This window comes from Acinetobacter sp. 226, assembly GCF_048147925.1.
Taxonomy (GTDB): domain Bacteria; phylum Pseudomonadota; class Gammaproteobacteria; order Pseudomonadales; family Moraxellaceae; genus Acinetobacter; species Acinetobacter pecorum.
On record NZ_JAYWYX010000018.1, the window covers coordinates 56,420 to 82,784 of the forward strand.

Annotated in this window: 22 protein-coding genes; 4 read left to right on the forward strand and 18 right to left on the reverse strand. The window is 40.5% G+C overall.

Features of this window, described 5'->3' with window-relative positions:
- Positions 1 to 14: 14 nt before the first annotated feature.
- Positions 15 to 1,391 (forward strand): phosphomannomutase CpsG, encoded by a 1,377-nt coding sequence (locus VXP95_RS10025; protein WP_416711956.1) that lies wholly within the window; start codon positions 15 to 17, stop codon positions 1,389 to 1,391.
- Positions 1,392 to 1,474: 83 nt separating this feature from the next.
- Here VXP95_RS10025 and VXP95_RS10030 read toward each other — a convergent pair whose 3' ends face one another.
- The 17 genes from VXP95_RS10030 to tviB form a co-directional block, all read right to left on the reverse strand.
- Entirely contained in the window at positions 1,475 to 2,353 is an 879-nt protein-coding gene (locus VXP95_RS10030; RefSeq protein ID WP_416711957.1) for a beta-1,6-N-acetylglucosaminyltransferase, read from the reverse strand.
- Between the two features lie 2 nt (positions 2,354 to 2,355).
- Positions 2,356 to 3,375: a UDP-glucose 4-epimerase GalE gene (gene galE / locus VXP95_RS10035; RefSeq protein ID WP_416711958.1), complete on the reverse strand. Its 1,020-nt coding sequence runs from the start codon at positions 3,373 to 3,375 to the stop codon at positions 2,356 to 2,358.
- Between the two features lies 1 nt (position 3,376).
- Entirely contained in the window at positions 3,377 to 5,035 is a 1,659-nt protein-coding gene (gene pgi, locus VXP95_RS10040; RefSeq protein ID WP_416711959.1) for a glucose-6-phosphate isomerase, read from the reverse strand.
- Entirely contained in the window at positions 5,035 to 6,291 is a 1,257-nt protein-coding gene (locus tag VXP95_RS10045) for a nucleotide sugar dehydrogenase (RefSeq protein WP_416680996.1), read from the reverse strand. Before VXP95_RS10045 ends, pgi begins: the two co-directional genes overlap by 1 nt.
- 12 nt (positions 6,292 to 6,303) lie before the next feature.
- Positions 6,304 to 7,179 carry a UTP--glucose-1-phosphate uridylyltransferase GalU gene (galU, locus tag VXP95_RS10050; protein ID WP_416711960.1) on the reverse strand — a complete coding sequence of 292 codons (876 nt, stop codon included), beginning with the start codon at positions 7,177 to 7,179 and terminating at the stop codon, positions 6,304 to 6,306.
- 12 nt (positions 7,180 to 7,191) lie between these two features.
- On the reverse strand, positions 7,192 to 9,066 hold the full coding sequence (locus VXP95_RS10055) for a polysaccharide biosynthesis protein (protein WP_416711961.1): 1,875 nt from the start codon (positions 9,064 to 9,066) through the stop codon (positions 7,192 to 7,194).
- Between the two features lie 118 nt (positions 9,067 to 9,184).
- Positions 9,185 to 10,360, reverse strand: a complete 1,176-nt coding sequence (locus tag VXP95_RS10060) for a DegT/DnrJ/EryC1/StrS family aminotransferase (protein WP_416711962.1) — start codon at positions 10,358 to 10,360, stop codon at positions 9,185 to 9,187.
- 31 nt (positions 10,361 to 10,391) lie between these two features.
- On the reverse strand, positions 10,392 to 11,045 hold the full coding sequence (locus VXP95_RS10065; RefSeq protein ID WP_416711975.1) for an acetyltransferase: 654 nt from the start codon (positions 11,043 to 11,045) through the stop codon (positions 10,392 to 10,394).
- Positions 11,045 to 11,653, reverse strand: coding sequence for a sugar transferase (locus VXP95_RS10070; protein ID WP_064096903.1), 609 nt, complete (start codon positions 11,651 to 11,653; stop codon positions 11,045 to 11,047). The genes VXP95_RS10065 and VXP95_RS10070 overlap by 1 nt, the downstream gene beginning before the upstream one ends.
- Positions 11,654 to 12,802 carry a glycosyltransferase family 4 protein gene (locus VXP95_RS10075; RefSeq protein ID WP_416711963.1) on the reverse strand — a complete coding sequence of 383 codons (1,149 nt, stop codon included), beginning with the start codon at positions 12,800 to 12,802 and terminating at the stop codon, positions 11,654 to 11,656.
- A complete protein-coding gene (locus VXP95_RS10080; protein ID WP_416711964.1) occupies positions 12,802 to 14,100 on the reverse strand; it encodes an O-antigen polymerase in 1,299 nt (432 codons plus the stop codon). The genes VXP95_RS10075 and VXP95_RS10080 overlap by 1 nt, the downstream gene beginning before the upstream one ends.
- Complete coding sequence (locus VXP95_RS10085; RefSeq protein ID WP_416711965.1) at positions 14,100 to 15,206, reverse strand: glycosyltransferase family 4 protein; 1,107 nt, start codon at positions 15,204 to 15,206, stop codon at positions 14,100 to 14,102. The genes VXP95_RS10080 and VXP95_RS10085 overlap by 1 nt, the downstream gene beginning before the upstream one ends.
- Complete coding sequence (locus tag VXP95_RS10090) at positions 15,203 to 16,330, reverse strand: ATP-grasp domain-containing protein (RefSeq protein ID WP_416711966.1); 1,128 nt, start codon at positions 16,328 to 16,330, stop codon at positions 15,203 to 15,205. Before VXP95_RS10090 ends, VXP95_RS10085 begins: the two co-directional genes overlap by 4 nt.
- Positions 16,331 to 16,333: 3 nt before the next feature.
- Positions 16,334 to 17,287 (reverse strand): N(5)-(carboxyethyl)ornithine synthase, encoded by a 954-nt coding sequence (locus VXP95_RS10095; protein WP_416711967.1) that lies wholly within the window; start codon positions 17,285 to 17,287, stop codon positions 16,334 to 16,336.
- 90 nt (positions 17,288 to 17,377) lie between these two features.
- Positions 17,378 to 18,622 carry an oligosaccharide flippase family protein gene (locus VXP95_RS10100; RefSeq protein ID WP_416711968.1) on the reverse strand — a complete coding sequence of 415 codons (1,245 nt, stop codon included), beginning with the start codon at positions 18,620 to 18,622 and terminating at the stop codon, positions 17,378 to 17,380.
- 4 nt (positions 18,623 to 18,626) lie between these two features.
- Positions 18,627 to 19,655: an NAD-dependent epimerase/dehydratase family protein gene (locus VXP95_RS10105; RefSeq protein ID WP_416711969.1), complete on the reverse strand. Its 1,029-nt coding sequence runs from the start codon at positions 19,653 to 19,655 to the stop codon at positions 18,627 to 18,629.
- A gap of 17 nt (positions 19,656 to 19,672) precedes the next feature.
- Positions 19,673 to 20,950, reverse strand: coding sequence for a Vi polysaccharide biosynthesis UDP-N-acetylglucosamine C-6 dehydrogenase TviB (gene tviB, locus VXP95_RS10110; RefSeq protein ID WP_416711970.1), 1,278 nt, complete (start codon positions 20,948 to 20,950; stop codon positions 19,673 to 19,675).
- 295 nt (positions 20,951 to 21,245) lie between these two features.
- Here tviB and VXP95_RS10115 point away from each other — a divergent pair, with 295 nt between their 5' ends.
- Genes VXP95_RS10115 through VXP95_RS10125 form a run of 3 tightly spaced genes read left to right on the forward strand, consistent with a single transcriptional unit; the run spans position 21,246 to position 24,980 of the window.
- A complete protein-coding gene (locus VXP95_RS10115; RefSeq protein ID WP_416705994.1) occupies positions 21,246 to 22,349 on the forward strand; it encodes a polysaccharide biosynthesis/export family protein in 1,104 nt (367 codons plus the stop codon).
- The gene (locus VXP95_RS10120; RefSeq protein WP_416711971.1) at positions 22,349 to 22,777 is read left to right on the forward strand and encodes a low molecular weight protein-tyrosine-phosphatase; all 429 of its coding nucleotides are present in this window, start codon (positions 22,349 to 22,351) and stop codon (positions 22,775 to 22,777) included. The genes VXP95_RS10115 and VXP95_RS10120 overlap by 1 nt, the downstream gene beginning before the upstream one ends.
- Before the next feature lie 16 nt (positions 22,778 to 22,793).
- The gene (locus tag VXP95_RS10125; RefSeq protein WP_416711972.1) at positions 22,794 to 24,980 is read left to right on the forward strand and encodes a polysaccharide biosynthesis tyrosine autokinase; all 2,187 of its coding nucleotides are present in this window, start codon (positions 22,794 to 22,796) and stop codon (positions 24,978 to 24,980) included.
- 432 nt (positions 24,981 to 25,412) lie between these two features.
- Here the strand turns inward: VXP95_RS10125 and VXP95_RS10130 are convergent, their stop codons facing one another.
- The gene (locus VXP95_RS10130) at positions 25,413 to 26,042 is read right to left on the reverse strand and encodes a sugar transferase (RefSeq protein WP_416681043.1); all 630 of its coding nucleotides are present in this window, start codon (positions 26,040 to 26,042) and stop codon (positions 25,413 to 25,415) included.
- Positions 26,043 to 26,365: the final 323 nt, after the last annotated feature.

The window sequence follows — 26,365 nt, forward strand, 5'->3', positions numbered from 1 at the left end:
TGGAGAGCCTCTAAATGACAAAACTGACTTGCTTCAAAGCCTATGACATTCGCGGCAAACTCGGCACAGAACTCAACGAAGAAATTGCCTACAAAATTGGCCGGGCTTATGGACAGATTTATCAACCTAAAACAGTAGCCATTGGTTGTGATATACGACTCAGCAGTGAAGAGCTAAAACAGGCCACCATTCGCGGCTTGAATGATGCCGGGGTCAATGTGCTGGATCTTGGCATGACCGGGACCGAAGAAGTTTATTTCGCAGCTTTCCACCTGGATGTCCAGGGTGGTATTGAAGTTACTGCCAGCCATAATCCGATGGACTATAATGGGATGAAACTGGTGCGTGAAAATGCCCGTCCGATCAGTGCAGATACCGGTCTGAAAGAAATTCAGGCCTTGGCAGAATCAGGGCAATTCATTGAAGTTAGCCAAAAAGGTCATACGGAAAAATATAATATCCTGCCAGAATTTATCGACCACCTGATGACTTATATTGACGCGGCAAAAATCCGCCCGATGAAACTGGTGATGAATGCCGGTAATGGTGCCGCAGGTCATGTGGTGGATGCACTTGAACAGAAGTTTCAACAGCTACAGATCCCGGTTGAATTTGTCAAAATTCACAATGAGGCCGATGGTAACTTCCCGAATGGCATCCCGAATCCAATTCTGGTTGAAAACCGTGATAGCACCCGTGATGCGGTCATTCAGCATGGTGCGGATATGGGTATTGCCTGGGATGGCGACTTTGACCGCTGCTTCCTGTTCGATGAAAAAGGGCAGTTCATTGAAGGTTATTATATTGTTGGCCTTCTGGCGCAGGCATTCCTGCTGAAGCAGTCTGGTGAAAAAATTGTCCATGACCCGCGTCTGGTCTGGAATACACTGGATGTGGTGGAGCAGTATCAGGGGATTACCGTCCAATCAAAATCAGGTCACGCCTTCATTAAAGATGTCATGCGTGAACATAATGCGGCTTATGGCGGGGAAATGAGTGCCCATCACTATTTCCGTGATTTTGCTTACTGTGACAGCGGCATGATTCCATGGTTACTGGCTATGGCGGTACTGTCTGAAACAGGAAAATCCTTATCTTCTCTCGTGGAAGAAATGATCGCCAAGTTCCCATGTTCAGGTGAAATTAATTTTAAAGTGGCCGATACCCAGGCAACCATCCAAAAACTTTTCGATCATTATGCCGATCAAAAACCAGACATTGACCAGACTGATGGGGTCAGCCTGAATTTTGGTAGCTGGCGTTTTAATGTGCGCGCCTCCAATACTGAACCATTATTGCGTTTGAATATTGAAAGCCGCCGTGATCATAATCCACGCCCAATGCAGGACTATGTTGATGAGCTGACCCAACTGATCCAGGGCGATGCTTAATTCCTCAAAAAAACCTGAAAACAGTGCCCTTTAAACCAGACAAAAGATTCCAGTTTTTAGGGTACTTTTCCGGCCTGAAGCTTTTATGGAAAATGTTTTTCGAGTATATCCACTGTGATATTTGTATTCATTTTTCGCGCAAACAGCATGCCTGACTGCTTCATTTTATCAAAATCAGACACATCTAAAGTCCTTGGATAATCTGGCCCGGAATCCCAGTCAATATATCTTAGCCCTGTTTCACAATCCTCTATCCTATGCTGGGTATGATAGATCCGTTGCTGAAAATGGGAATTATAAATAATGGTATGGAAAAAGATTTCATCTGCACAGAGTGAAGATTTAAAGGTTTTTGCATAATCCGGATTCGCTTCCAGATAATCCAGAATAAATGTCACCGCCTGATCGGTGAGAGTAATCCAGTTTGAACCTTTATATAGTTTAGGTAAATGAGAAATATCCTGTTTACGGAAGTGCCGGCAATACCATAATGCCCATCTGTTCAGGAACTGAAATAATGGTGATTTAGCTTTCTGATACATAATCGGTAAATACAGGACATTAACCCGTTGTTCCACATCATCTGCTAAATCATCATGACCCACAAACTCGGTCTGTTTTTGGTATTCTTTTTCTAGAAATAATTCTCTTGCTGTATTGGAACATAAAGGAATGTCATCTCCAGACAGGAAGAAAAAATAGCCGTAATCATATTTTTGCGCTTCCTGCAGGAGTTTTAACATAACCTCGATTTGGCTATAGCTGCCCCATCGTACATCTGTCCGGTCTGCTAAAAAATATACCTGATCATGCTGTCCGAATTGAGTATGAAATGGGGCAAGGTCGGCTTTCTGATCGACATGAATAAGAATAATACTATGAGGACTTTTCAGCAGCTCATTCACCAGGAAAACCAGTGAATGGGTAAGTTGATGACAAATAACCCCATAAATAAAATTCATATCTATGATCCATATCCTTTGGGATTCTGCTTCTGCCATTTCCAGCTATCGGCGAGCATATCTTCCAAGCCATATTTAGCTGCCCAACCAAGTTCCTGTACAGCACGTCTATTGTCTGCAAAACAGATCGCCACATCGCCTTCACGACGTGGTACAAACTCAAATGGAATAGCCACCCCATTCACCTGCTCAAAGGTATTCTTGACTTGCAGAACTGAAATGCCATTGCCAGTACCAATATTCCAGGCCCGGCAACCTTGGGAGGCCAGACGGTTATTCAAGGCACATAAATGTGCATTGGCTAGATCTACCACATGAATATAGTCCCGCACTCCGGTACCATCGACCGTATCGTAATCATGACCAAAAATAGACAGTTTTTCACGACGGCCTACAGCCACCTGAGTTACATAAGGCATTAAATTATTGGGAATCCCTTGTGGATCTTCCCCAATCTGGCCGCTTTTATGCGCACCGACCGGATTAAAATAACGCAATAATGCAATCGACCAGCGTTCATCAGCGATAGATAACTTTTCCATTAACTGCTCAACAATCAGTTTGGTATAACCATAGTTATTGGTCGGCATTCCGGTAGGCATGTCTTCGTTTAAGGGTGAAGGATTGTTTTCCCCATATACCGTGGCTGAAGAGCTGAAAACCAGTTTAAATACCTGTGCGCGCTGCATCGCCTGAACCAGACTGATGGAACCAGCAATATTGTTGTCAAAATAGGCCAAAGGAATCTGCTGACTTTCACCAACGGCTTTCAGTCCGGCAAAATGAATCACTGCATCAATCGAATTTTGCTGAAAGACCTGATCGAGTAACTGGCTATTCCGAATATCACCTTCCACAAAGGTCAGACTTTTCTGGGTTAGCTTTTCTACACGGTTTAAGGATTCAGCTGAGCTATTACACAGATTATCCAGTACAACGACCTCATGTCCGGCATTCAGCAATTCCACACAGGTATGTGAACCAATATAGCCTGCCCCGCCTGTGACCAGAATTTTCGCCATTTTACTTTCCTAATAGAACTTTAATTAAACCTTGGGTTGAGCCATCTAGACCATCCAGATCGGTCTGTTCACCATTCAGGATGGGCAATAACTGGTTGGCAATTTCCTTGCCTTTTTCCACGCCCCACTGGTCGAACGGATTAATATTCCACAGCACAGACTGGACAAATACCTTATGTTCATAGAGTGCAATTAGCATGCCCAAACTGTAGGGATTGAGCTCCTGCAATAACAGGGTACTGCTCGGTTGATTACCTTCATACTGTTTATAGGCTGGCAAGCTCGCCAATTCAGACTGATCTAGGGCTTCATTACCAAAAGCCAGTAAGCGCGATTGCGCCAGACAGTTGGATAAGGCCAAATGATGTTGTTCTACCAATGCTTCGGCACTGTCTACATAGGTATATTGCTGGCTGTTATAACGCTCTACCGGCGCAATAAAATCACAGCTGACTGACTGAGTGCCCTGATGCAATAACTGATAGAAGGCATGCTGGGCATTCGGCCCCACCTCACCCCAGATGATCGGACAGGTATCGAACTGGACTTTCTCCCCATTGCGCTGGATTGACTTACCGTTGGATTCCATTTCCAGCTGTTGCAGATAGGAGGCAAAATATTTCAGTCGGCCATCATAAGGTAGAATTGCATGGGTCTGGATATCCAGAAAATTGGTATTCCAAGCTCCTAATAATCCCATCAATACCGGAATATTGCGCTCAAAAGGCTGGTACTGGAAATGCTGATCCACGGCATAGGCACCCGCCAGCAGCTGCTTGAAGCCTTCAATCCCGATACTCAAGGCAATTGGCAGTCCGATACAGGACCAGAGTGAATAACGCCCGCCGACCCAGTCCCAAAGCAATAACTGGTTTTCCGGTGCGATACCCCACGCGGTCATTTTTTCCGGTTTGGTCGATACCCCAATAAAATGATGCTTAAGAATATAGGGATGCTGACCTAAAGCCTTTTCCAGCCATAAACGGACTGTTTGTGCATTGGTCAGAGTATCAATAGTGCCGAAGGATTTGGAGGAAATAATAAACAGTGTCGTTTCCGGACGCAGCTGATGCAACAGCTCGGACAGCTGACTGCCATCCATGGTCGAAACAAAATGTACATTGAGTGGCTGGGCAGACTGGTATTTAAAATCAGATAAAGCGTGCGTGACCATCAAGGGACCCAGATCTGATCCGCCAACACCAATATTGACCACATCTTGAATCACTTCACCGGTAGCACCGCGGCGCTGTCCGGCATGAATCTGTTCCACCAGGGCATACATCCGTTCCAGCTGGGCATGTACATCAGCTGCCAGATCAGCATGCTGTTGATCCTGTTTGGGCAGGCGCAGTGCCCAGTGCATGGCAGCACGCTGCTCGGTATAGTTGATTTTTTGATTGGAAAATAGGGAGCCAATCCAGGATCTGAGGTTCTGTGCATCGGCCCATTCGATCAGGCCCTGCAGCACATTTTTATTGATTCTGTGTTTGCTATAGTCAAACAGCAGTTGTTCAAACTGGATAGAATATCGATTAAAGCGCTCCGGGTCAGCAGCAAACAGCTCCCGCAAATGCTCAGACTGAAGCTGTTCTTTGTTCGAGGCGAGTTTCTGACACACAGTTTCAGTGTCGAGATTTGGATTAAAATGGCTCAACATTAACGTCCTACCCCAATATAATTAAAACCACGTGTCTTGACATACGTCGGATCATACAGATTACGCCCATCCAGAATCAGGGGATGCTGCATTAGTTTGATTAGATACGGATAATCCGGACTGCCATACTGTTTCCATGCCGTAATCAGACATAAAGCATGCGCCCCTTCCACAGCCTGATACTGGTCTGTACACAGGATCAGGTCTTCCCGTGGCCCATAGACCTTTTCAATATTTGCGATTGCCTGAGGATCATGTAGCTTGACCGTCACGCCTTGCGCCCACAAAGCGGTCAGCATGGCATGTACCGGAGACTGCTGGATACTTGGGGTATTTTCCTTAAAGGCTGCACCCCAGATCGCAATGACTTTACCCTTCAAGTCTCCACGGAAATAGTTCCAGAGTTTACGGAACAATAATTCTTTTTGCTGTTCGTTAATGTCCCAGACCTGTTCCAGCAGCTGGTTTTTTACCCCTGAATCTGCCACGGCGTGAGTAAGCGTCCGGATATCATGGGAGAAATTCTCTCCACCAAAACCAACGCCGGGGAACAGATAGGCAGAACCAATCCGGTTATCCGCCGCCATGCCTTGCCGTACCTGTTCAATATCAATGCCAAGCTTTTCTGCCACACTGGCCAGATCATTCATATAACTGATCCGGGTGGCCAGCATGCCGGAAATACTCAGCTTGGTAAATTCGGCATCCAGAACCGGCATAAATAGATACTGCTGCGCGCGTGGAAATAATGGGCGTAAGAGTTCTTTGATTTTAGGCTGGATATCTGCATGATCACAACCCACAATCAGCTGGGTGGCCTGAGTAAAGCTACGCAGTGCATTCCCTTCCTGAATAATATCTGGCAGATAAATCCAGTCATCATTCGGCAGCAACTGCTGAAAGCGCTGGGTGCCATGCAAGCCAAAGGTGGAGGCATTAATCATCAGTTTGGGATGGGCAAAACAGGCATGCCGGATGGTGTCCAGCATCTGAAATGCCTGCTGTTCTTCAGTCGCATTAAAACTAAAGAAAAAAACATCCTGATTAAAATCCAGATGCTGAAAATCGCAACAGTTTAAAAAGCCAGATTTTTCCTGTTTTTGCAGTAATTGTTGTAGAGATTCATCCTGGAAATAGGGCCGGGCCGACTCATCTGCATTGAAGCTGTTACACCAGACCACCTGGTGACCACATTCAGATAAAAGAGCTGACATGACTCCGGAAAATAAGGTTTTTCCCAATACTGCGACTTTCATAATATTCCTTTCTTATAAAGCAAGTTCCTGAATCAATGCTTTAAACTCGCTACCGAGTTTAGGATGATCGATGCCATAATGTAAAACAGCCTTTAGATAACCCAACTTGCTGCCACAGTCGAAGGTCTGACCTTTCATGCGATAGGCTTCTACGGCTTCGGTTTGCTGCAGCATGGCAATCGCATCAGTGAGCTGGATTTCATTACCTGCCCCGCGTGGGGTCTGTTCCAAAAGCTGCATGATTTTTGCCGGCAGAATATAACGTCCGACCACAGACAGATTTGAAGGTGCAGTACCGACGGCCGGTTTCTCGACGATTCCTTGCATGACGATACTTTCCCCTTCCTCAGGCGATGCTGCAACATCAACAATGCCATACTGGTCGACCAGATGTTCAGGCACCGCTTCAACCATGATTTGTGAAGCCTGAGACTGAGCATAACGCTGAATCATGCGTGCCAGATCATTTTCCTGATCCTGATCCTTGACCAGCACATCCGGCAACAATACCGCAAAATCATCATCGCCAATCACTGCTTTGGCACACAATACTGCATGGCCCAGACCCAGAGGCTGTGGCTGGCGTACACTAATCACACTCACGCCTACAGGCAGAATCTCAGTAATTTCTTTCAGCAGGTCGGTTTTGTTTTTTTGCTCAAGGGTGGTTTCGAGCTCAAAGTTACGGTCAAAATAGTTTTCAATCGAAGCCTTGGAAGAATGGGTCACCAGAATAATCTGCTCAATTCCGGCAGCAACCGCTTCACGGACCACATATTCAATCGCAGGGCGATCCACGACAGTCACCATCTCTTTCGGAATGGATTTGCTGGCAGGTAAGAAACGCGTACCTAGACCCGCCACAGGGAGAATTGCTTTTTTGATCATATCTATAAAAACCTAGTTCACTTTAATTTCGTTACCGCGTACATAACCGTCGACATAATATTCCAGTTGTGCCAGTGCCCATTCAATATCGGCCTGAGTCGCGGTAAGTTCATGTATACGGTTAAATACTGCCAGAATTTCTGCCAATGGATAATGTTTTTCGACAGAACGCAGAATACGCGTATGCGCGGTAATTTCCGTATTTTCTTCGTCAATTAGCAGCTCTTCATAAAGCTTCTCGCCCGGACGTAATCCGCTATATTGAATTTCAATATCACCATTTGGATTTTGTTCTTCTCGAACCTTGAGTCCGCTCAGCGCAATCATTTGTCGTGCCAGATCCTGAATCCGTACCGGTTCGCCCATATCCAGCAGGAATACGTCTCCGCCCGTACCCAAAGCACCGGCCTGAATCACCAGTTGCGAAGCTTCCGGAATGGTCATAAAGAACCGGGTCACTTCCGGATGAGTCACGGTAATGGGTCCACCCTTGGCAATCTGCTGTTTAAACAGCGGTACCACCGAACCCGAAGAACCGAGCACATTACCAAAGCGCACAATACTGATCTGGGTCTGGTTCTGGGCTTCCGCCATGGCCTGACAATACAGCTCGGCCATACGCTTGGTCGCCCCCATCACATTGGTGGGACGTACCGCCTTATCAGTTGAAATTAACACAAAGGTTTCGACGCCTTTTTTTACTGCAGCATTCACACTAAAGGCGGTTCCGACGGCATTGTTTTTCAGCCCTGCTAAAGGATTACACTCCACTAGCGGGACATGTTTATAGGCGGCAGCATGATAAACAGTCTGTACGCCATATTGTTCAATCACCCGCTCCAGCTTGGATTCATCCAGTACAGAGCCCAGAATCGGAATAATTTCACAGCTAGCGCTAAGGCGTAACTCTTTTTCAATACTATACAGCGCGAATTCAGTCAGTTCATAAATAACCAGTTTGGCCGGCTGATTTTTAATGATCTGGCGGCAGAGTTCTGAACCAATCGAACCGCCCGCACCGGTGACCATCACCACTTTATCTTTAATGTTTCTGGCCAGCAGCTCCGGCACTGGCGGCACCGGATCCCGCCCCAGCAAATCGATAATATCCACTTCCTGAATATCAGAAATCCGGATTTCACCATCCACCAGTTTGGTCAGCCCCGGAATCTCGGTAATTTTTAAATGTGCAGGTTCTAAAAACTTGATGATTTCACTTTTACGGACCCGCCCTACCGAAGGCAAGGCAATCAGGATTTCATCAATTTTTTGCTTGCGCATGAGTTTTAAAGCAGTCTGGGCATCATAGACTTTGAGTCGACCTAGCTGCTGTCCGGTCAAGGAGCGTTTGTCATCAATAAACATAACGGGTAAATGCTCATTGGAACGATACAGTGCAGCAGCGACCTGTTGGCCTGCATTACCCGCACCATAAATCGCAATGCGTTTTTTCTGTACGTCGGCCTGCAAATAGGAACGTATAATAAAACGGATGATGCCCCGGCTAAACCAGATCCAGGCAAACATCATAAAGCCAAACATGAGTGGAATAGAGGTCGGAATAAAGGCCGGGGTAAAATAGGCCAGGGCATAAAGACCAGCGACAGTCAATGCTGTCGCCAGTCCCATCTTGATCATAAACACTTCATTATAAGTACGGACAATAAAGCGATAGACCCCACACACGAATAGGGACACGACTGCAATTACACTGACCCAAACTGCACCAAAAGCCAGATCCGGTACCACTTCTGCACCTAAATCAAAACGGCGAATGGCATAACACAGCCAGATCAAGACAGGAAAAGCACAAAAATCTAGAATAATTAAAAATGCAAGTTTGGCGGCTCGTGGTGATTCTACGAAAGGCGTAATGATCGATTTCACTGGATGCGTTGTCTCAATTCTAATAAATTTTTAATAAGTCACAATGCGATGAGTAACTTAAAAACATATTCTATATAAGTTAAATGCACCGAACACGGTGCACTTATCTTCTTAAAGTTTAAGCAACTATTCTATTAATAACTTGTTGAATTGCGGTGACTGTTTTGTTAATACTTTCATCACTTAAAGTAGGATGAACTAAAAACATCAGACTGGTTTCCCCCAATTGCTGCGCATTTTTCAAACGCTGTGCTGGACGCCAGGGCGTATCATCAAAAGCATGCTCGAGATAAACTTCTGAACAGGAGCCGCTGAAACAAGGCACATTCTGCGCACTGATTTCCTGCATGATCCGGTCACGTGACCAACCTTCAGGCAAAGCATCGATATTGACCTGCACATAACATTTATAGGCAGCATGCACATAATCATCGGATGGACGATGTACGCTAAAATATGGACTGTCTGCAAATGCCGCATAAATTTTTTCCATATTGGCAAGGCGTTTTGCAGTCCATTCCGGCATTTTTTTCAGCTGAATACGGCCGATCACACCCTGCATTTCCATCATGCGCCAGTTGGTGCCAAAGGAGTCATGCAGCCAGCGGAAACCCGGTGGATGCTGCTTGTTATAAATACTGTCAAAGTTCTTTCCATGATCTTTATAGGACCACATCTTTTTCCACAGGGTTTCGTCATTGGTAGTCACCATGCCGCCTTCACCGCCTGTGGTCATAATCTTGTCCTGGCAGAAGGACCAGGCCGCAACATGACCGATTGAACCGGCAGATTTACCTTTATATTTCGCGCCATGCGCCTGTGCACAGTCTTCGATTACATACAGGCCTTTATCGGTAGCCAGCTGCATGATCGGGTCCATGTCGCACATCCAGCCTGCCAGATGCACACAGATAATGGCCTTGGTATTGGGTGTGATCACCGCTTCAATGGTACGGCGGGAGATATTTTGGGAGTCCAGTTCGACATCGGCAAAGACCGGGTTTGCCCCAGCTGTCACAATGGAGCTGGCCGAGGCCAGAAAGGTACGTGAGGTGACAATCACATCATCCCCTGTGCCAATACCTAATGCCTTGAGTGCGACATCAAGTGCTACAGTTCCATTGGCCAATGCCACTGCATACTGGGTTTCTGCGAACTGAGCAAATTCTTTTTCAAACTCGCGGCATTCCTGTCCGGTCCAGTAGTTGACTTTATTCGACAACAAAACCCGGGAAACCGCATCCGCTTCTTCCTGAGTAAAACTTGGCCATGGTTCAAATGCAGTGTTTAACATGATGTTTCCTGAATTTTTAAAATTTAAAAACTTATTTTTTCTCTAGAATTCTTGCTGGATTGCCAATCACCGTTACGCCCGGTGGAACGCTCTTGGTGACCACAGCCCCCATACCAACCACAGCCCCCTTACCAATCACTAAAGGTTGGTCTGGCGTGCCCTGTTTAATCACAGCACCAGTTCCGATATAAGCATGGTCTTCAATATGGATATTGCCATTACATTTCACGCCGGGAGCAAAGGTGACGTAATCTCCAATCACACAGTCATGAGCAACATAGCTATAAATATTGGCATGAAAGAATTTTCCAATTTTAATATTGGATGTCAGACAAGTGAAAGGACAAAGTAAGCTTCCTTCGCCAATATGCACTTCATCTAAAATAATGGTATTACTAGCCTGAACATCTAAATGCTGAATCTGGTCTTCAGTTAAACGCTGGACCAGTTTTTCACGAACTTGGCTGTTTGCTATAGCAATCGTTACAGCCTTATGTGTATTCGGTTTAGCAAGAAAATCCTGATAACTTAAAACAGCATAGTCATTTAAACTGTTACCGGCTTGGCCATCATCGATAAAAACAAAGCTATCTTTGGCTAAGGTTGGAAATTGCTGGCGAACCAATGGCATAACTTCTTTACCAAAACCACTTGCACCATAAATACCAATATATAAAGCTGTCATCATGTTTCATCCTTGTTTTGTGAGCCAGTAAAACGTGTCATAGTCGCTTCACCCTCGGCACTGATATCATCTTTTGCTAAAACTTTATGTACCGTTTTAAACATGATTTTGAAGTCCAGCCAAATCGACTGATTTTCGACGTACCAGGTATCCAGCTTGAATTTTTCTTCCCAGCCAATGGCATTGCGGCCATTGACCTGCGCGTGACCCGTCATGCCCGGTCGTACATCATGGCGTTTGGCCTGTTCAGGGCTGTAAAGCGGCAGGTATTCCATCAACAGTGGGCGTGGGCCGACAATACTCATATCGCCTTTAATCACGTTCCACAGTTCCGGCATTTCATCCAGACTGGTAGAACGCAGCATTTGACCAAAAGGCGTTAGACGTTCACTGTCCGGAAGTGGATTGCCCTGCTCGTCCACAGCATCTTTCATGGTGCGGAACTTGATCATTTCAAAGGGCTTGCCATGTAAACCGGGACGCACCTGGCGAAACAAGACGGGAGAGCCCAGATTTTTTTTCACTTTATAAGCTACAAAGGCATAAAGTGGTGAAAGCAGGATCAGGGCGATGGAAGCGATGATAATATCGAGAAGGCGTTTTAGCATTTAGATCAAACCCATTTCTTGCATCATATGTGCGTTTACCTGATGTACGTCATATTTATGAAGTGCAATTTCGCGGGAGCGATTTCCCATTTTAGCGATAAGCTCTGGCTGAAGAATGAGTTTCTCCATTGCTTTTACTAGACTTTCCACGGATTTTACTTCAACCAGAAAGCCGTTATCGCCATCGGTAACCGTTTCACGACAACCAGGTGCATCTGTGGTTATAATTGCCCGGCCCATTGCCATGGCCTCTAAAACTGTGCGGGGTGTACCTTCACGATAGGACGGCAACACATACACCGAGCTTTCTGCAATTGCAGGGCGAACATCGGATAATTTCCCCCAGTAGTTTAATATGTTACTGGCCACCCATTGATCCAATTCTTGCTGGCGAATGGCCGAAGGATTTTCATCAATCCAGCCCACCAGATTAAATTCCACATGCGGATATTTATGTTTGATAATTTTTGCTGCTTCGGCATATTCACGGACACCTTTATCTCCCAGTAAACGTGCAATCAGCAAGAAGGATATTTTAATTTTTTGATCAGCAGTTAGAGGCAAAGGCAATACATTGAAGTCGGCAACATTAACCCCAGAACCGTTCACTACCACTGTAGGCGTTTGAACGGTTAAAAGCTTTAAATCCTGAAAAAGTTTCAGGTCATCTGGATTTTGGAAAAATGCCTTATGACTGCGCGATAATGCTTGCTGGTATAAACCATGAACCAGTTTCTGAAAAATACTACGCTTACCTTGAGTTTCTACATTTTGAAATGCATAGCCTAAACCTGTAATTAAGGCATAGCGATGCGGTACTTTTGCGAGCCACGCGGCCAGTGTTCCATAGATCACTGGCTTGATCGTATAAGATAAAACATAATCAGGTTTGATTTTTTTTATAAGCGTATACATGCTTCCTAAGGTTTTTAAATCTGCTACCGGATTAGTGCCTGTGCGTTGCATGGAAACTTCATGTATGAAATAACCTAAATCTAGGAGTTTTTCATGCTCGGCAGAAAAAGAAGCCAGATCAGGTGCAACAATATGGATTTCATAGCCTTTCTGATGAATCGCTTCAAGTAACTTTCCACGAAAGTTTAAGACTGAAGGGAGGAAGCTAGCTATTATTAAAAAGGTTTCTTTCATTACTTTCTTACCAGTTTTGTATTAAAAACGAATAGCAAGGCTAATAAAAATATAATATTAGGTATTCTATTTTGTAAAAATAATGCAGGATCAGAGTTAGACAACATATAAGTAAATGAAGTTACTAAAACAGCATAAAAACCTAGTAATATAGGATTTTTTTGATTTTTTGGATCAAAAACAACATCAAAAAATTTAAAAAAACACCCCAAAATGAACCCATGAATAATAACACCCAGAATACCAAACTGTATGTAACCATAAGCTATCCCACCTGGTGGAATTTCACTATCCCAGACCCCATGAACAATAAATGTATTATAATAAGATATGGAATCAGGAATATTAAAACCTAAGAGTTTAAATGGCTTAAAAAGCCAATAAGCATAATCACCAAAAAACCTAAAACTATAATCATATTGCATAAAATTAACTAAAGATAAATATTGATGACTAAACTCAGAGACAATAATATTGTATGAGTTACTAATAGTTGATAAGAAATTATTATCAATAAAATCATCTTTATCAAAATTTTCATTATTTAATGCGAACAAAAAAGTCTTTCCAAACAAAATATACATAAATGAAAAAATAGAAAAAATAGCAACAGTTAATGCAGGAATTTTTTTATAAACAGCTAAATATATTACCAAAATAGAGATTAGAAATGCTATCCCTGCTTCACGTCCTGCACTTAAATAGATTGAAAACAAAGTTAATAAAGCAAAAATAAAAAATAAAAAATAATCAAAATTAGATATTTTTTTATTAATCATCCAAAAAGAAAGCATAATAAAAAAAGATAAGTTCATATATTTGGAAAAGCTACTTACAAATGCAGCCAAATAGTTCTTATTATCATCCGTTCCACTTCTTATTTGAGACATATTAGATAATACATAGTCTAAACCACCATAAGTATATATAAAAAACAATAAAGAACCAAAACCTATTGTAAATAAAAATATAGCTGTTTTTCTAATCAAGTTATGACTAGCTTCTAATTTGAATTTAAAATCTACTTTATCAAAAAAAATTGAACCAAAAAACATTGATATAAAAAAAATAATAATAACAAATAATGGGAATATAGATTCAATATCATAATAATTTCTTAAAAACCTAGGACTTGCTACCTCGTAATATGAAGTAACTAATGCCAGAGGAGCTAATACATATATTACTATAGACCATATAATAGTCATAAATGTTAAACTTATTCCATATTTTTTATACTCCTTAATAGACCAAATAATTAAAAATATAAAAATAAAAATACTAATCAAAATAAACATTAACTATAAATCCTATTTATTCTATTAATATACTCATCCATCGAAAATTTTCTAACTATATCTATGTTTCTTCTACCTTCTTCAACCAACAAAATTCTGTCATTCAACAGAGTGATAATAGTTCTACAGAATCCATCAACTTCATTTTGAATAAGTAATTTGTTTTGTATAAGATATTTACTATCACCAACGTCTCTCGCAATAGCAGTCACCCCCAATGCCATCGCTTCACCTAAAACATTAGGAAATCCCTCAGTCTTAGAATGTAAACAAAAAATATCCATAGCTTTCAAACAATACGGAATATCTTCACGCTGCCCAAGAAGTCTAAAATTATTAATTAGATTATGTTCACTAAGCCAACCCATAAGCTCATTATTATTAATAGTATTATCACGGCCAACAAGCATGAATATTAAATTAGGATCAGTCTTAACTAATTTTTTAGCAATTTCTACAAAAAATTTTTGATTTTTTACAATATTAAAGCGACCCACTGATCCTATAACAATAGCATCTTTTGAAATATTAAATTCTTCGCGAATTTTATTTCGGTCTTCTTCTGTCGCAACTAATTTGTCCAGTTCAAATCCATTTGGGATAACATGCATTTTACTAGCGTCATAACCGATTTTAATGTGAACATCTTTTGATACATGTGCAGCACATACTATATCTGTCGGAACTGAATAAGATAATTTTGCGCAAATTTTGCGCAAACCCACAGTTAATCTAGAAGCACCCTGTGTTACATCAGTCGTACGAATACCCCAAATAATTTTCTGAATATCTAAACTTTTAGCGGCCAATCCCCCTAAAAAGTCTGCATGGTACATCCAGGTTTGAACGATATCTGGTTTAATATCTTTCAATAAGTTTCTTAGAGAAAAATATATAGAAAAGATTGATAATAAAGATGACATATTAAGCGTATACACGCGAATACCTGCTTCCTTTAAATCTTTACCTATTAACCCCAAATCCGTAAGGGAAATTACCTCATGATGAAAATTTCCTTTTTGTTGGCTGTGCAAAACTAAACGCTTCAGCATTAATTCAGCACCACCAACATTTAAACCAATAATGACATGAACAATTTTTTTCATTTAGCAAGTTTCTCAATCACATGCTTAAGGGTTAGCTCTTGAACCCAAAATTTCCCTGGTTTAAATTCAAATTCATTCTCAGATATTCTTACATATTTACCGGCTCGACCATTTATGGAAAGTTGTTCGCATGTATCTACTCCAATAAAAATAGATGACTCAATAATTAAAAACTTTTTAAGTTTTTCACTATAAACAAAATCTGTAGCTAAGAAGGATGAGCCAAACTTTTCCTTAACTTGATATGCTAACTCAAGCGCCTCATTTGGGATTTCTTTCTTTTCATAATTGCCAGCACCAGAAGCACGAAAGTCACCTTTATTAGGATAGCGGTAATAGCCAAAAAGATCATCTCCAACAGACATTACACGTAAGTCATAAGTCGCGTCTTCAATAAAATCTTGAAAATAAACATAGTCTTTTTGAGAAGAATATTTAAAATATGTTTCCTTACCCTTATAGGAAAAAACTTGATCAACTACCTTCTTTGCCTGATCAAAGCTATCTAATTTATCCACACCGAAAGAAGCTGAACCAGTCGAAATTTTAGAAATTAGAGGATATTTTGCACTCTTTAAATAATCTATTACTTCAGATTTAGAGTGACTTACAAATGTTGGAATTGCTGGTAATTTATGCAACTTATATAAATAGTGCGACCTTATCTTATTTTCATAAGACCAGATTTCTTTATAGCTAGGAAGGCAATTTTTTCCCATTTCCTCGAGTATACAAATTTTACCTTTAGCGATATCTTGAGTGGATGGATCTGAATCTGTATGCCAAACAATCAAGTCATACTTTTCTGCCTCTTCCATCCAATTAGATCGATAGGGATCAAAATATGAATAATTTATATTATTATTTTTCAGAAAGCGCTCATACTTAGGATAATAAGCGCGCTCCTTAATCAAGCCTTCATCAGCATAATTATCCGCATCTCTCACGAGTCCGACACGTATATTGACAGGCTGCTTTAAAAGAATTTTTTCAGCTTGATTCAAATATTTATCTAATTGTGCCGCACTCATTAAATCATTTTGAGATTTATTACGTCGTTTTAAATAAAGCTTCTTTAACCAAGGAGTAGATAAGACCAACTCACGAAAATACATTTTTGACATACTTTATCGTCCTTGGAATTGATTAATACGCTGATCAACAATTATCCCATTCTGAACTGCTATTGCATCTTTAAGAACTATATCTGGAGTATCATCAATTAACTGATTTAAATATGGTGCTATATTTTCACTTAGACTTTCAGATATCGTTTTAAAAAATAGAGTTGGAGTATGATCCACTGCATAATGAACAATATTATCCACCACATATATTGGATTAGTTAATGTAGTTGGAATTGAGGTTTCAACTCCCCCATTACGATCACAAGAAATATCAATAATTAGTGAGCCTTTTTTCATTTTACTTAAATCATCTTTGTAGATAATATGATCTTTTCGACTTGTATCCCATAAGATAGCATTAACAAATACATCGTACTTACCTATTTCATCTCGTAATAATTGTTCAGTACGACGATCATATACAGTTATATCAGCACCCATCATGGTTAAAATTTTCAATGCACCTCTTGCAATATTCCCACGACCTAATAATGCAACTTTTGTGTTATATGGAAATAAACCATGGAGGGTGTATGCATGAACAATAGCTGCTTCCCCTGCTATTTCATTATTTCTCCAAAAAACATGCCGTCCTTTTTGAAACATATCCTCCCAAGCTATGGCAGTTAGTTTATTATTAATCAACCTATCTGTAATATTTTTATTCTGTACAGCATGTACCCACCCAAAAATTGTCTGATTAAATAGTTTATTTAAATATTTTGCATCACCAATTTTGGGGTCACAAATAATATCTTGCTTTAACACAAGCTCACGATCAACTATATTTACCCCATAGGACAAATAGTCCTCGTCACAATAACCAAGAACTTGTCCATAGCCTTTTTCTATATAGATATTTTCTGGATTTTTTATTTGTTTAATATGCGAAGGAATTAAAGCTCTACGTTTTTCATTTAGTTTATCACTAATAGGAAGGCCTAATGTTTTCATGAAATTTACCTCTATAATATGTAATTAAAAAATCCTACTATCTAAATCCTATTTATTAAGAATTATAAATCAACTAAAAATAGATAAGATTTATAATTTCTTAATAACTTTTCGGTAATAAAAATAAGAAGAAATTCCCATTAAAAATTGTGCAAAAGCTATATTAATAGCACCTCCAATTAAGCCAAACACCTTAATTAAGGGATAGGAGCTAATCAAACCTAGCATGGATATAAACAAAGTATTCTTTAAAACAACCCTATCATACCCTCTTGGTATTAAATAATTCGTTGAATATAAACTATAAACTGCTATAAAAAAAACTCCAAACGAAAGCATATTAAATATTAATGACAGGTTATTATCAACCACTCCTAGCCATTTAAATATTAAAGGATGAATTAGTATAAGCGATATAGTTAAAACAAAAAAACCGACTAAATAAAATTTACTAAATAAATAGAATTTTTCTTTTTTCCTTACTAAATAAGGAAAGAATACCATTGAAATAACGGCATTAAAAACACTTAAAATATTTGTAATTTGCCTTATTGCACCAAATAGACCTGCTGCAACATTACCCAACAACATACCTATTAAAAATGTCGTTGTATTATTATAGAAATTAGGCATAAATTGATTTATAAAAAGCGATGAATTTTTTTTCAAATTCGTTAATATTTTATTTAATTTTATAAAGACAAAATTTATCTTATATTTTTTTAATATTAAAATATGAGCTATCATTGAAACCAAAAAAAAACCTGTGCCGTACAGTAATGGATATATCCAGTAATCTTCAGGTTTTTTTATTAAAACAAAAACACCCACTGTGAAGCTAAATTTGACAGCCAAATCTAAAATAGTAATATATCGCATCTGTTCTACACCGCGAAAAAACCATTCTGGAAATAAAGTTTGGCCAATAAGCATTAAGCACATCAATGAATATACTAGAAAATCAGCTCTAAATTGTGGAACAAACAAAATCAAACCGCATAGACAAAGCAATGAAAAAATTAATAAAATAATTTTTGAGATCATTGTCTTATTATAAATATAAATTAACTGTTTATTACTATGTCTATGTTGGGCGATTTCACGTGTAGCTGATAAGTTAAATCCATAATCGGTAATAGCTTGAAAATATGTAATTAAAGATAAAGCTAAAACAATTGCTCCATACTGCTGAAACCCCAATACTTTAATTAAATAGGGAAGTGTGACAAAGGGAAGAATAGCATTGACCAACTTTAAAATAGATAATGAAAAAAAGTTTTCCAATAGCCTTTTTACTTCGCCAGATTTTAATAAGTGAGACAATTGTTTAAACATAAGTTTAATTTTTTAATGCCTTTACATACCAACCCATTGCCAATTCAATGCCTTGATTGATTTTTTTAGTAGGTTCGTAGCCTAAAAGACTTTGAATTTTGTTTATACTGGCTTGTGAGTGCCGAACATCCCCTGCACGGAAGTCCCGATATACAGGCTCTTTCGTATAAGTCACATCATTTTCATTTAATGCAGCTTTAATAGCATTAAACAAATCATTTAGAGTCGTACGATCTCCAACTGCCACATTATAAACCTGATTTTTAGCTTCATCATTTTGCGTAGTAGCTGCTAAAATATTGGCCTGAACCGTGTTTTCAATAAAACAGAAATCACGACTGGTTTCACCATCACCATTAATGAACACATCATCACCCGCAATCATGGCTGCTGTCCATTTTGGAATGACTGCAGCATAGGCCCCATTCGGGTCCTGACGCTTGCCAAAGACATTGAAGTAACGCAAACCGATGGTTTTAAAGCCATAGGTTCGGGCAAAGACTTCAGCATACAGCTCATTTACATATTTGGTGACCGCATAAGGCGAAAGTGGCTTGCCGATATTTTCTTCAACTTTAGGCAGTGCCGGATGGTCACCATAAGTTGAACTACTGGCGGCATAGGTAAAACTTTTGACTTCTGCATCTCGTGCAGCCGTCAGCATATTTAAAAAGCCGGTAATATTGGCTGCATTGGTGGTAATCGGATCGGCAATTGATCGGGGTACAGAACCTAAAGCTGCTTCATGCAAGACATAGTCCACTCCTGCACATGCTTTCTGGCAATCTGCAAAATTACGGATATCACCTTCATAAAACTTGAAGTTTGCCCACTGTTCAGGCTTGACCAGACTTTGTACTTCATCCAGATTATGCTGATGACCTGTGGCAAAATTGTCCAGACCCACCACATTTTGGTTCAGCTTTAATAGGGTTTCCAGTAAATTTGAGCCAATAAAGCCTGCTACACCGGTAATTAACCAGGTTTTTGGTGCTTGTTGTAATTGCTCGCATACAGTTTGATATTGGCTCATGTTTAAGATCCCTATAATTACAGACGAAGGTCAGATTCAGATTGATCCAGTACATATTTCAGGTCATATAAAATATGTGCTGACTTGCCCAGGGCACGTAATGCTTCAGCACCCATGGCTTTAAACTGATCATGTGCTACTGCCAGAATCACTGCATCATATTGACCTTGCTCTAAACTCTTGACCGGAGTAATCGCATATTCATGCTCTGCTTCAGCCGCATCGACCCAAGGGTCATACACATCGGCAACAATATTGTATTCTGTCAACTCATTCACAATATCAATAATTTTAGTATTACGAATATCTGGACAGTTTTCTTTAAAGCTTAAGCCCAAAACCAGAACCTTGGCGCCTTCAACCTGAATTTTTTTCTTGATCATGGCCTTGACCAGCTGGGTAACCACATAAGCCCCCATGCCATCATTTAAACGGCGACCTGCCAGAATAATTTCAGGGTGATAACCGATAGACTGTGCCTTATGAGTCAAATAGTATGGATCGACACCAATACAGTGTCCACCGACCAGACCTGGACGGAATGGCAAGAAATTCCATTTGGTACCGGCTGCCTGCAATACTGCTTCGGTATCAATTCCCATTTTATTAAAGATCACGGCCAGTTCATTAATCAGGGCAATGTTGACATCACGCTGGGTATTTTCAATGACTTTTGCCGCTTCAGCCACTTTAATGCTAGTCGCTTTATGCGTACCTGCCTCAATCACCAGGTTATACACCTGATCGACAAATTCAGCGACTTCAGGGGTAGAACCTGAGGTAATTTTCAGAATATTGGTTACTCGGTGCAATTTATCGCCCGGGTTAATTCGCTCCGGACTATAACCGGCAAAAAAGTCCTGATTGAACTTCAGGCCTGATACCTGTTCCAGAACCGGAATACAGGTCTCTTCAGTTGCACCCGGATAGACAGTAGACTCATAAACCACCACATCGCCTTTTTTAAGCACCTGACCAATGCTGGTCGAAGCCTTAACAAGTGGCGTTAAATCTGGCTGTTTAAATTCATCAATAGGGGTAGGCACAGTGACAATAAAAAAGTTACAGCTTTTTAAATCTTCTAAATTTGCTGAATAACTGAGCTGATTTGCCTGTTTGAGTTCTTCTGGGGAAACTTCGAGGGTATGGTCTTGGCCACTTTTAAGTTCATCAATTCGTTTTTGGTAGATATCAAAACCGACCACAGGTACTTTTTTCCCAAATTCAACTGCAAGTGGCAAGCCCACATAACCTAGACCAATCACCGCAATTTTTAAATCTGCAATAGATAGCATTTCAACGCCTTATTAATGTACTGTACTTATGAAGATTCAATCTTTCGGCGCGCATACTAGCAGAAAAACATGAAAATTCTGTTGTGATTTAACACCAAAAAACAAAAAAAATAAGAAAATATTTAACTAAGCTTATGCAGGAATGCTCTAGAGAAAGATTTGGATGGGCAGGCAGGTCTTATTCTCTTCGTTCACTGTTCAATTAAAATCAGATACATTTTGTTATAATAAAATCAAAGTTCTCAGGTAGAATATCGCAGATTTAACGAATTAAATATTAAAAACGGGATTTCATGTGCGACAAATTCAACTGGCTTTTTTACTGACTTGCGGTCTCACTTTGACCGGCTGTGCAGTGACCTCTGGTCTGCAAACTTATGACCTACCAGCAGAAGGTGTTTATCAAACCGAACTCGGCACTTCAGTCAATGTGATCAAACTCACTCAAGACTCTATGCTGGCCGTTCAGCCTGCTGTACAAAATATTCAACAAGACTACGCCCATTTGTTTAGCACCCCACATCGTAGCTACAGTCTGAGTCCGGGCGACATCCTGTCCATCTATTTATGGGCCTATCCGGAAATGACCCCGCCAAGCAGCACCATTAGCAGTGACCAGTCTGCCCAGGCTAACGGTTATCAGATTGACTCACAGGGTTATATCCAGTTTCCAATTATTGGCCGCTACAAGGCTGCGGGCAAATCCCTGACCCAAGTCAACCGCGAGTTGCGCAGTCAGTTGGCCCGTTATCTAAAAACTCCAGATGTCATTGTACGGGTTCTGTCCTATCAGGGTCAGCGCTACTCCGTTCAGGGCAATGTCATCAAAGGCGGTCAGTTTTATTTAAGCGATCAGCCGGTAAGTGTCTATACGGCATTGGGCATGGCCGGTGGTGTCAATGCACAACAGGGCAATAATGCTTCCATTACCTTGGTTCGTCAGGGACAGACCTATACCCTGAATACGGTAGAACTGGAAAAAGCAGGTTTTTCACTGCATAACTTGCTGATCCAGCCAAATGACACTTTATATGTGAACAATCGCGAAAATCAAAAAATCTATGTCATGGGTGAATCTGGTAAAAACCAGTCCTTACCACTGCGCGATCAGGGGATGAGTTTAAGTGATGTATTAGGTGAAAGTTTGGGCCTAAATCCACTCTCTGCCAGCCGCAGCAAAATTTATATCGTGCGCAGTCAGCCAAATGCTGTGCACACTGAAGTTTATCAGATGGACCTGAGTAGTATTGCCGACTTCGGTCTGGCCAACCAGTTCAAGATGCGCAGCAATGACATTGTCTATGTCGATGCTTCAGGTCTGGCACGCTGGCAACGTGTCGTGAACCAGATCATTCCATTCTCGAATGCACTTTATAACCTGGATCGTTTGGGGCAGTAATGCAGATTAAACATATTTTGGTGGTCTGTATTGGCAATATCTGCCGTAGTCCTATGGCTGAATACTTTTTAAAACAACAGTATCCGCATTTAAAGATTGAATCTGCGGGTATTGCGGGCATGGTAGGACATGCAGCAGATGAAAAAGCCAATCTGTGCATGCAAAGTTTGGGCATTGATATGAGCCCGCATGTCGCTCGAAAGCTGAATGCCGAGATGATTAAACGGGCTGATCTGGTTCTGGTGATGAGTCAAAACCAACAAAAACATATTGAACAGACCTGGCCTTTTGCCAAAGGTAAAACCTTCCGTTTGGGGCACTGGCAAGCCAGGAATATCGCTGACCCTTATCAGCATGACCAAGCTGTATTTGATGATACCTGCCAGTTAATACAGAGCTGTATTGCTGACTGGAAAAAATATATTTAAATTTGAAATCAAGATTATGAGCCAAAATAGCAATACTGAAGATACGATAGACTTAAAAGAATTATTTTTTTCACTCATTGCCCAGTGGAAGCTGATTGCGCTGTGTGTCATCTTAAGCGTGATCTGCGCATTGCTGTATTTAAGAGTCACCCCGGACACCTATTCAGTCGATGCGCTGGTACAGGTCGAAGAGAATAAAGGGGCTTCTGCTGCCTTATTGGGTGATCTATCCAACATGATAGAGCAAAAGCAGCCGGCTCAGGCAGAAATAGAACTCCTGAAATCGCGTCTGGTGCTGGGTTCGGCCATTAAAGCCTTAAACCTCGATCTACGCATCGCTGGCACTGAAAATAGTTTTACCGACCGCTTGTTATCACCGCATGACTATCAGACCGAATACAGCAAAGCATCTGTTTTGTTTAAAGACAATGGTAAATCCTTTGATATCCGTCAGTTTGAAGTGCCGGCTTATTTTCATGACAAAAATTTACGTCTAGACTTTCAGCCGGGTAAATACACTTTAACTGATCCGGCCACAGAACAGGTGGTATTCTCTGCGCCATTAAACCAGCGCAGTCAATTACAGTCCGAACGTGGTGAATGGAAAGTTGCCATTTATAGCCAGGACCAGTTCAAGGCACCTTATCTTGTACGCAAGCAATCTCTGCCCGCTGCAGTCAAATCAATTCTCGCCAATTACTCGGTTGCAGAAAAAGGCAAAATGACTGGTGTATTAGGTCTGAATTATCAGGGCACGGATAAACAGCATATTACTGAGGTTCTCAATGCCATCCTGGCTGCCTATAGCCAGCAAAATATTGAACGTCGTTCTGCAGAAACGGCCCAAACACTTAAGTTTCTGGATGAACAGTTACCTGAATTGCGCCAGCAACTGGATGTAGCTGAGCGAGAATTCAATACTTTCCGTCAGCAATTCAACACGGTCGATGTCACCAAAGAGTCAGAACTGTATCTGACCCAAAGTATTAGCCTGGAAACCCAGAAAGCACAGCTCGAACAGCAAGTCGCTGAAGCTTCTGCCAAATACACCAATGAACATCCGGTGATGCAGCAGATGAATGCACAACTGGCTGCCATCAACAAAAGAATTAACCAGCTGGAAGGTACTTTAAAGCAGTTACCCGATCTGCAACGCCGATACTTGCAACTCTTCCGTGAAGTTGAAGTGAAACAGCAGCTCTATACTGCCCTGTTAAACTCTTATCAACAGCTACGAATTGCCAAAGCCGGTGAAATTGGTAATGTACGTGTAGTCGATACTGCTGTTGAACCATTAGAACCGATCAAACCGAAAAAACTGCAAATCCTGATTTTATCCATCTTCTTGGGTGGGTTCCTGGGAACCTTGCTGGCACTGCTACGCAATATGCTACGTTCGGGCATTAAGGATTCCAGTCAAATTGAAAATGAACTAGATTTGCCGGTATATGCGACGGTACCTCGCTCGCCTGCACAAAATGGCTATATCAAGCTGGCCAAGAAGAAAAAATATATTCCTATCCTGGCGGTTAAAAACAGTGATGATATTGCGATTGAGAGTTTGCGTAGTATGCGTACTGCCATTCACTTTGCCTTAAGCAATGCACGGAACAATATTGTGATGATTTCTGGGCCTGCACCAGAAGTGGGTAAATCTTTTATCTCGACCAACCTGGCCGCAATTTTGGCACAAAGCCAGAAACGTGTGCTTTTGATCGATGCAGACTTACGTCGCGGTTATATTCATAAATACTTTAATCAAAATCATCAGCCTGGTTTAGCCGAGTATTTAAATAAACAGGCTACTTTAAATGAAGTGATCAAAGCCACAGATATTCCAGGATTAGATCTATTGACTCGGGGTAAAAGCCCGGTGAATCCATCCGAGTTACTCAGTACTCCATTATTTGGGGAAATGCTGACTCAGTTATCCAGTCAATATGATCATATCCTGATTGATACCTCACCTATTCTTGCAGTGACTGACGGGATTATCATCTCGCAACATGCAGGTGTGAATTTATTGATTGCACGTTATGCACAAACTCAGATGAAAGAGCTGGAATTAACAGTCAATCGCTTTGAACAGGCTGGAGTTAAGGTGAGTGGTGTGATCTTGAATGATATCCAGCGCTCCAGTGCAGGTTATGGCTATGGTTATAATTATGCTTATTCCTATAAGGCTTCAAAAAATGAAGACTAGGTCTTTGACCTAGATATCATGCTTCAAACAGATTCAGAATCATTCAATTTAAATCTGTTTGAAGCTTTTCATATTTATCTGAATAACAAATATTATTATAATCAAGCCAGCATTCAGTAATCAGAAACCTCTTGAACAAGATAGTTTAAGCAAATTAAGCTGAATAGATTGCCTAACGCTGCACTGCAAATAAAAATCACTGACTCCATATTCAGACATTTCCAAAATAAAATATCAGTCATGACCTTTTTTAAAGATTTTTATTGTTTGTCCAACGGACACCAATTAAAAGTTTCCAAGCTGGATAAAACAAGCTCTTTTTAAAAAATACAGGATTAAAAATAGATATTGAAATTCAATCTCTCTAGCAATCAATCACTTCTGACTAGAAAATAGCTTCCTAAACCAGCAATAAAAGAAGTAATTTCTTAATCATATTATCTCTTTGGTATATAAAGGAGTTTCAGTTATATTTTTCCCTGAAAATCGTGCAGCACCGACTTCCTGATCAGGAGCATTAATTCCCTCCTGACTCAACATCACTTTAGCTGTTTTAAACATGATTTTAAAATCAAGCCACACGTTACACTGTTCAACATATTTTACATCGAATGCAAATTTTTCTTCCCAAGACAAATTATTGCGGCCACTTACCTGGGCAAGTCCTGTCATACCTGGCTTTACTTCATGACGTCTCATTTGTTCATCAGTATAATATTCAAGAAACTCTTTCATTTGAGGCCGGGGTCCGACAATACTCATATCTCCTTTTAGCACATTAATGAGCTGCGGCATTTCATCTAAACTGCTAGAACGTAACCTTTGTCCAAATGGAGTAATACGGAATTTATCTGGTAAAGGATTACCCTCTTTATCTACAGCATTCCGCATAGACCGAAATTTAATCATTTTAAATAATTGACCATTTTTACCCGGTCTTTCCTGATAAAAGAAAACAGGCGACCCTAAATTTTTCCGCACCTTATAAGCTATTATAATAAAAACAGGAAATAATATGAGCAAAGCCAGGCAGGCAATCACTATATCAATCAATCTTTTCAAGATATCCTGCTTATATTTAAGCATATCAGCAACAGAATAAACATATAGCTGAGGCATTAAAGAATTTTTTAAAATTAAATTATTTTTATGCATAAAATTCCTGAATGGCTTTTTATCCACTTTATTAAGTTGATCTTTATTTAAAGAAAACTGTATTATTTTATTTTTATAATGCCCCTCATTCATCGAATGTTCTTTTAAAAAAATATTATTTTTTTCATTAAATAAAGGCTTATATATTAAAATGGCTTTGTTGCACAAAGATTTGAAATGCAAAGCGCCCCTAATTGAGTCAAATTTAAGGCGTAACTTGGGTAAGTGGT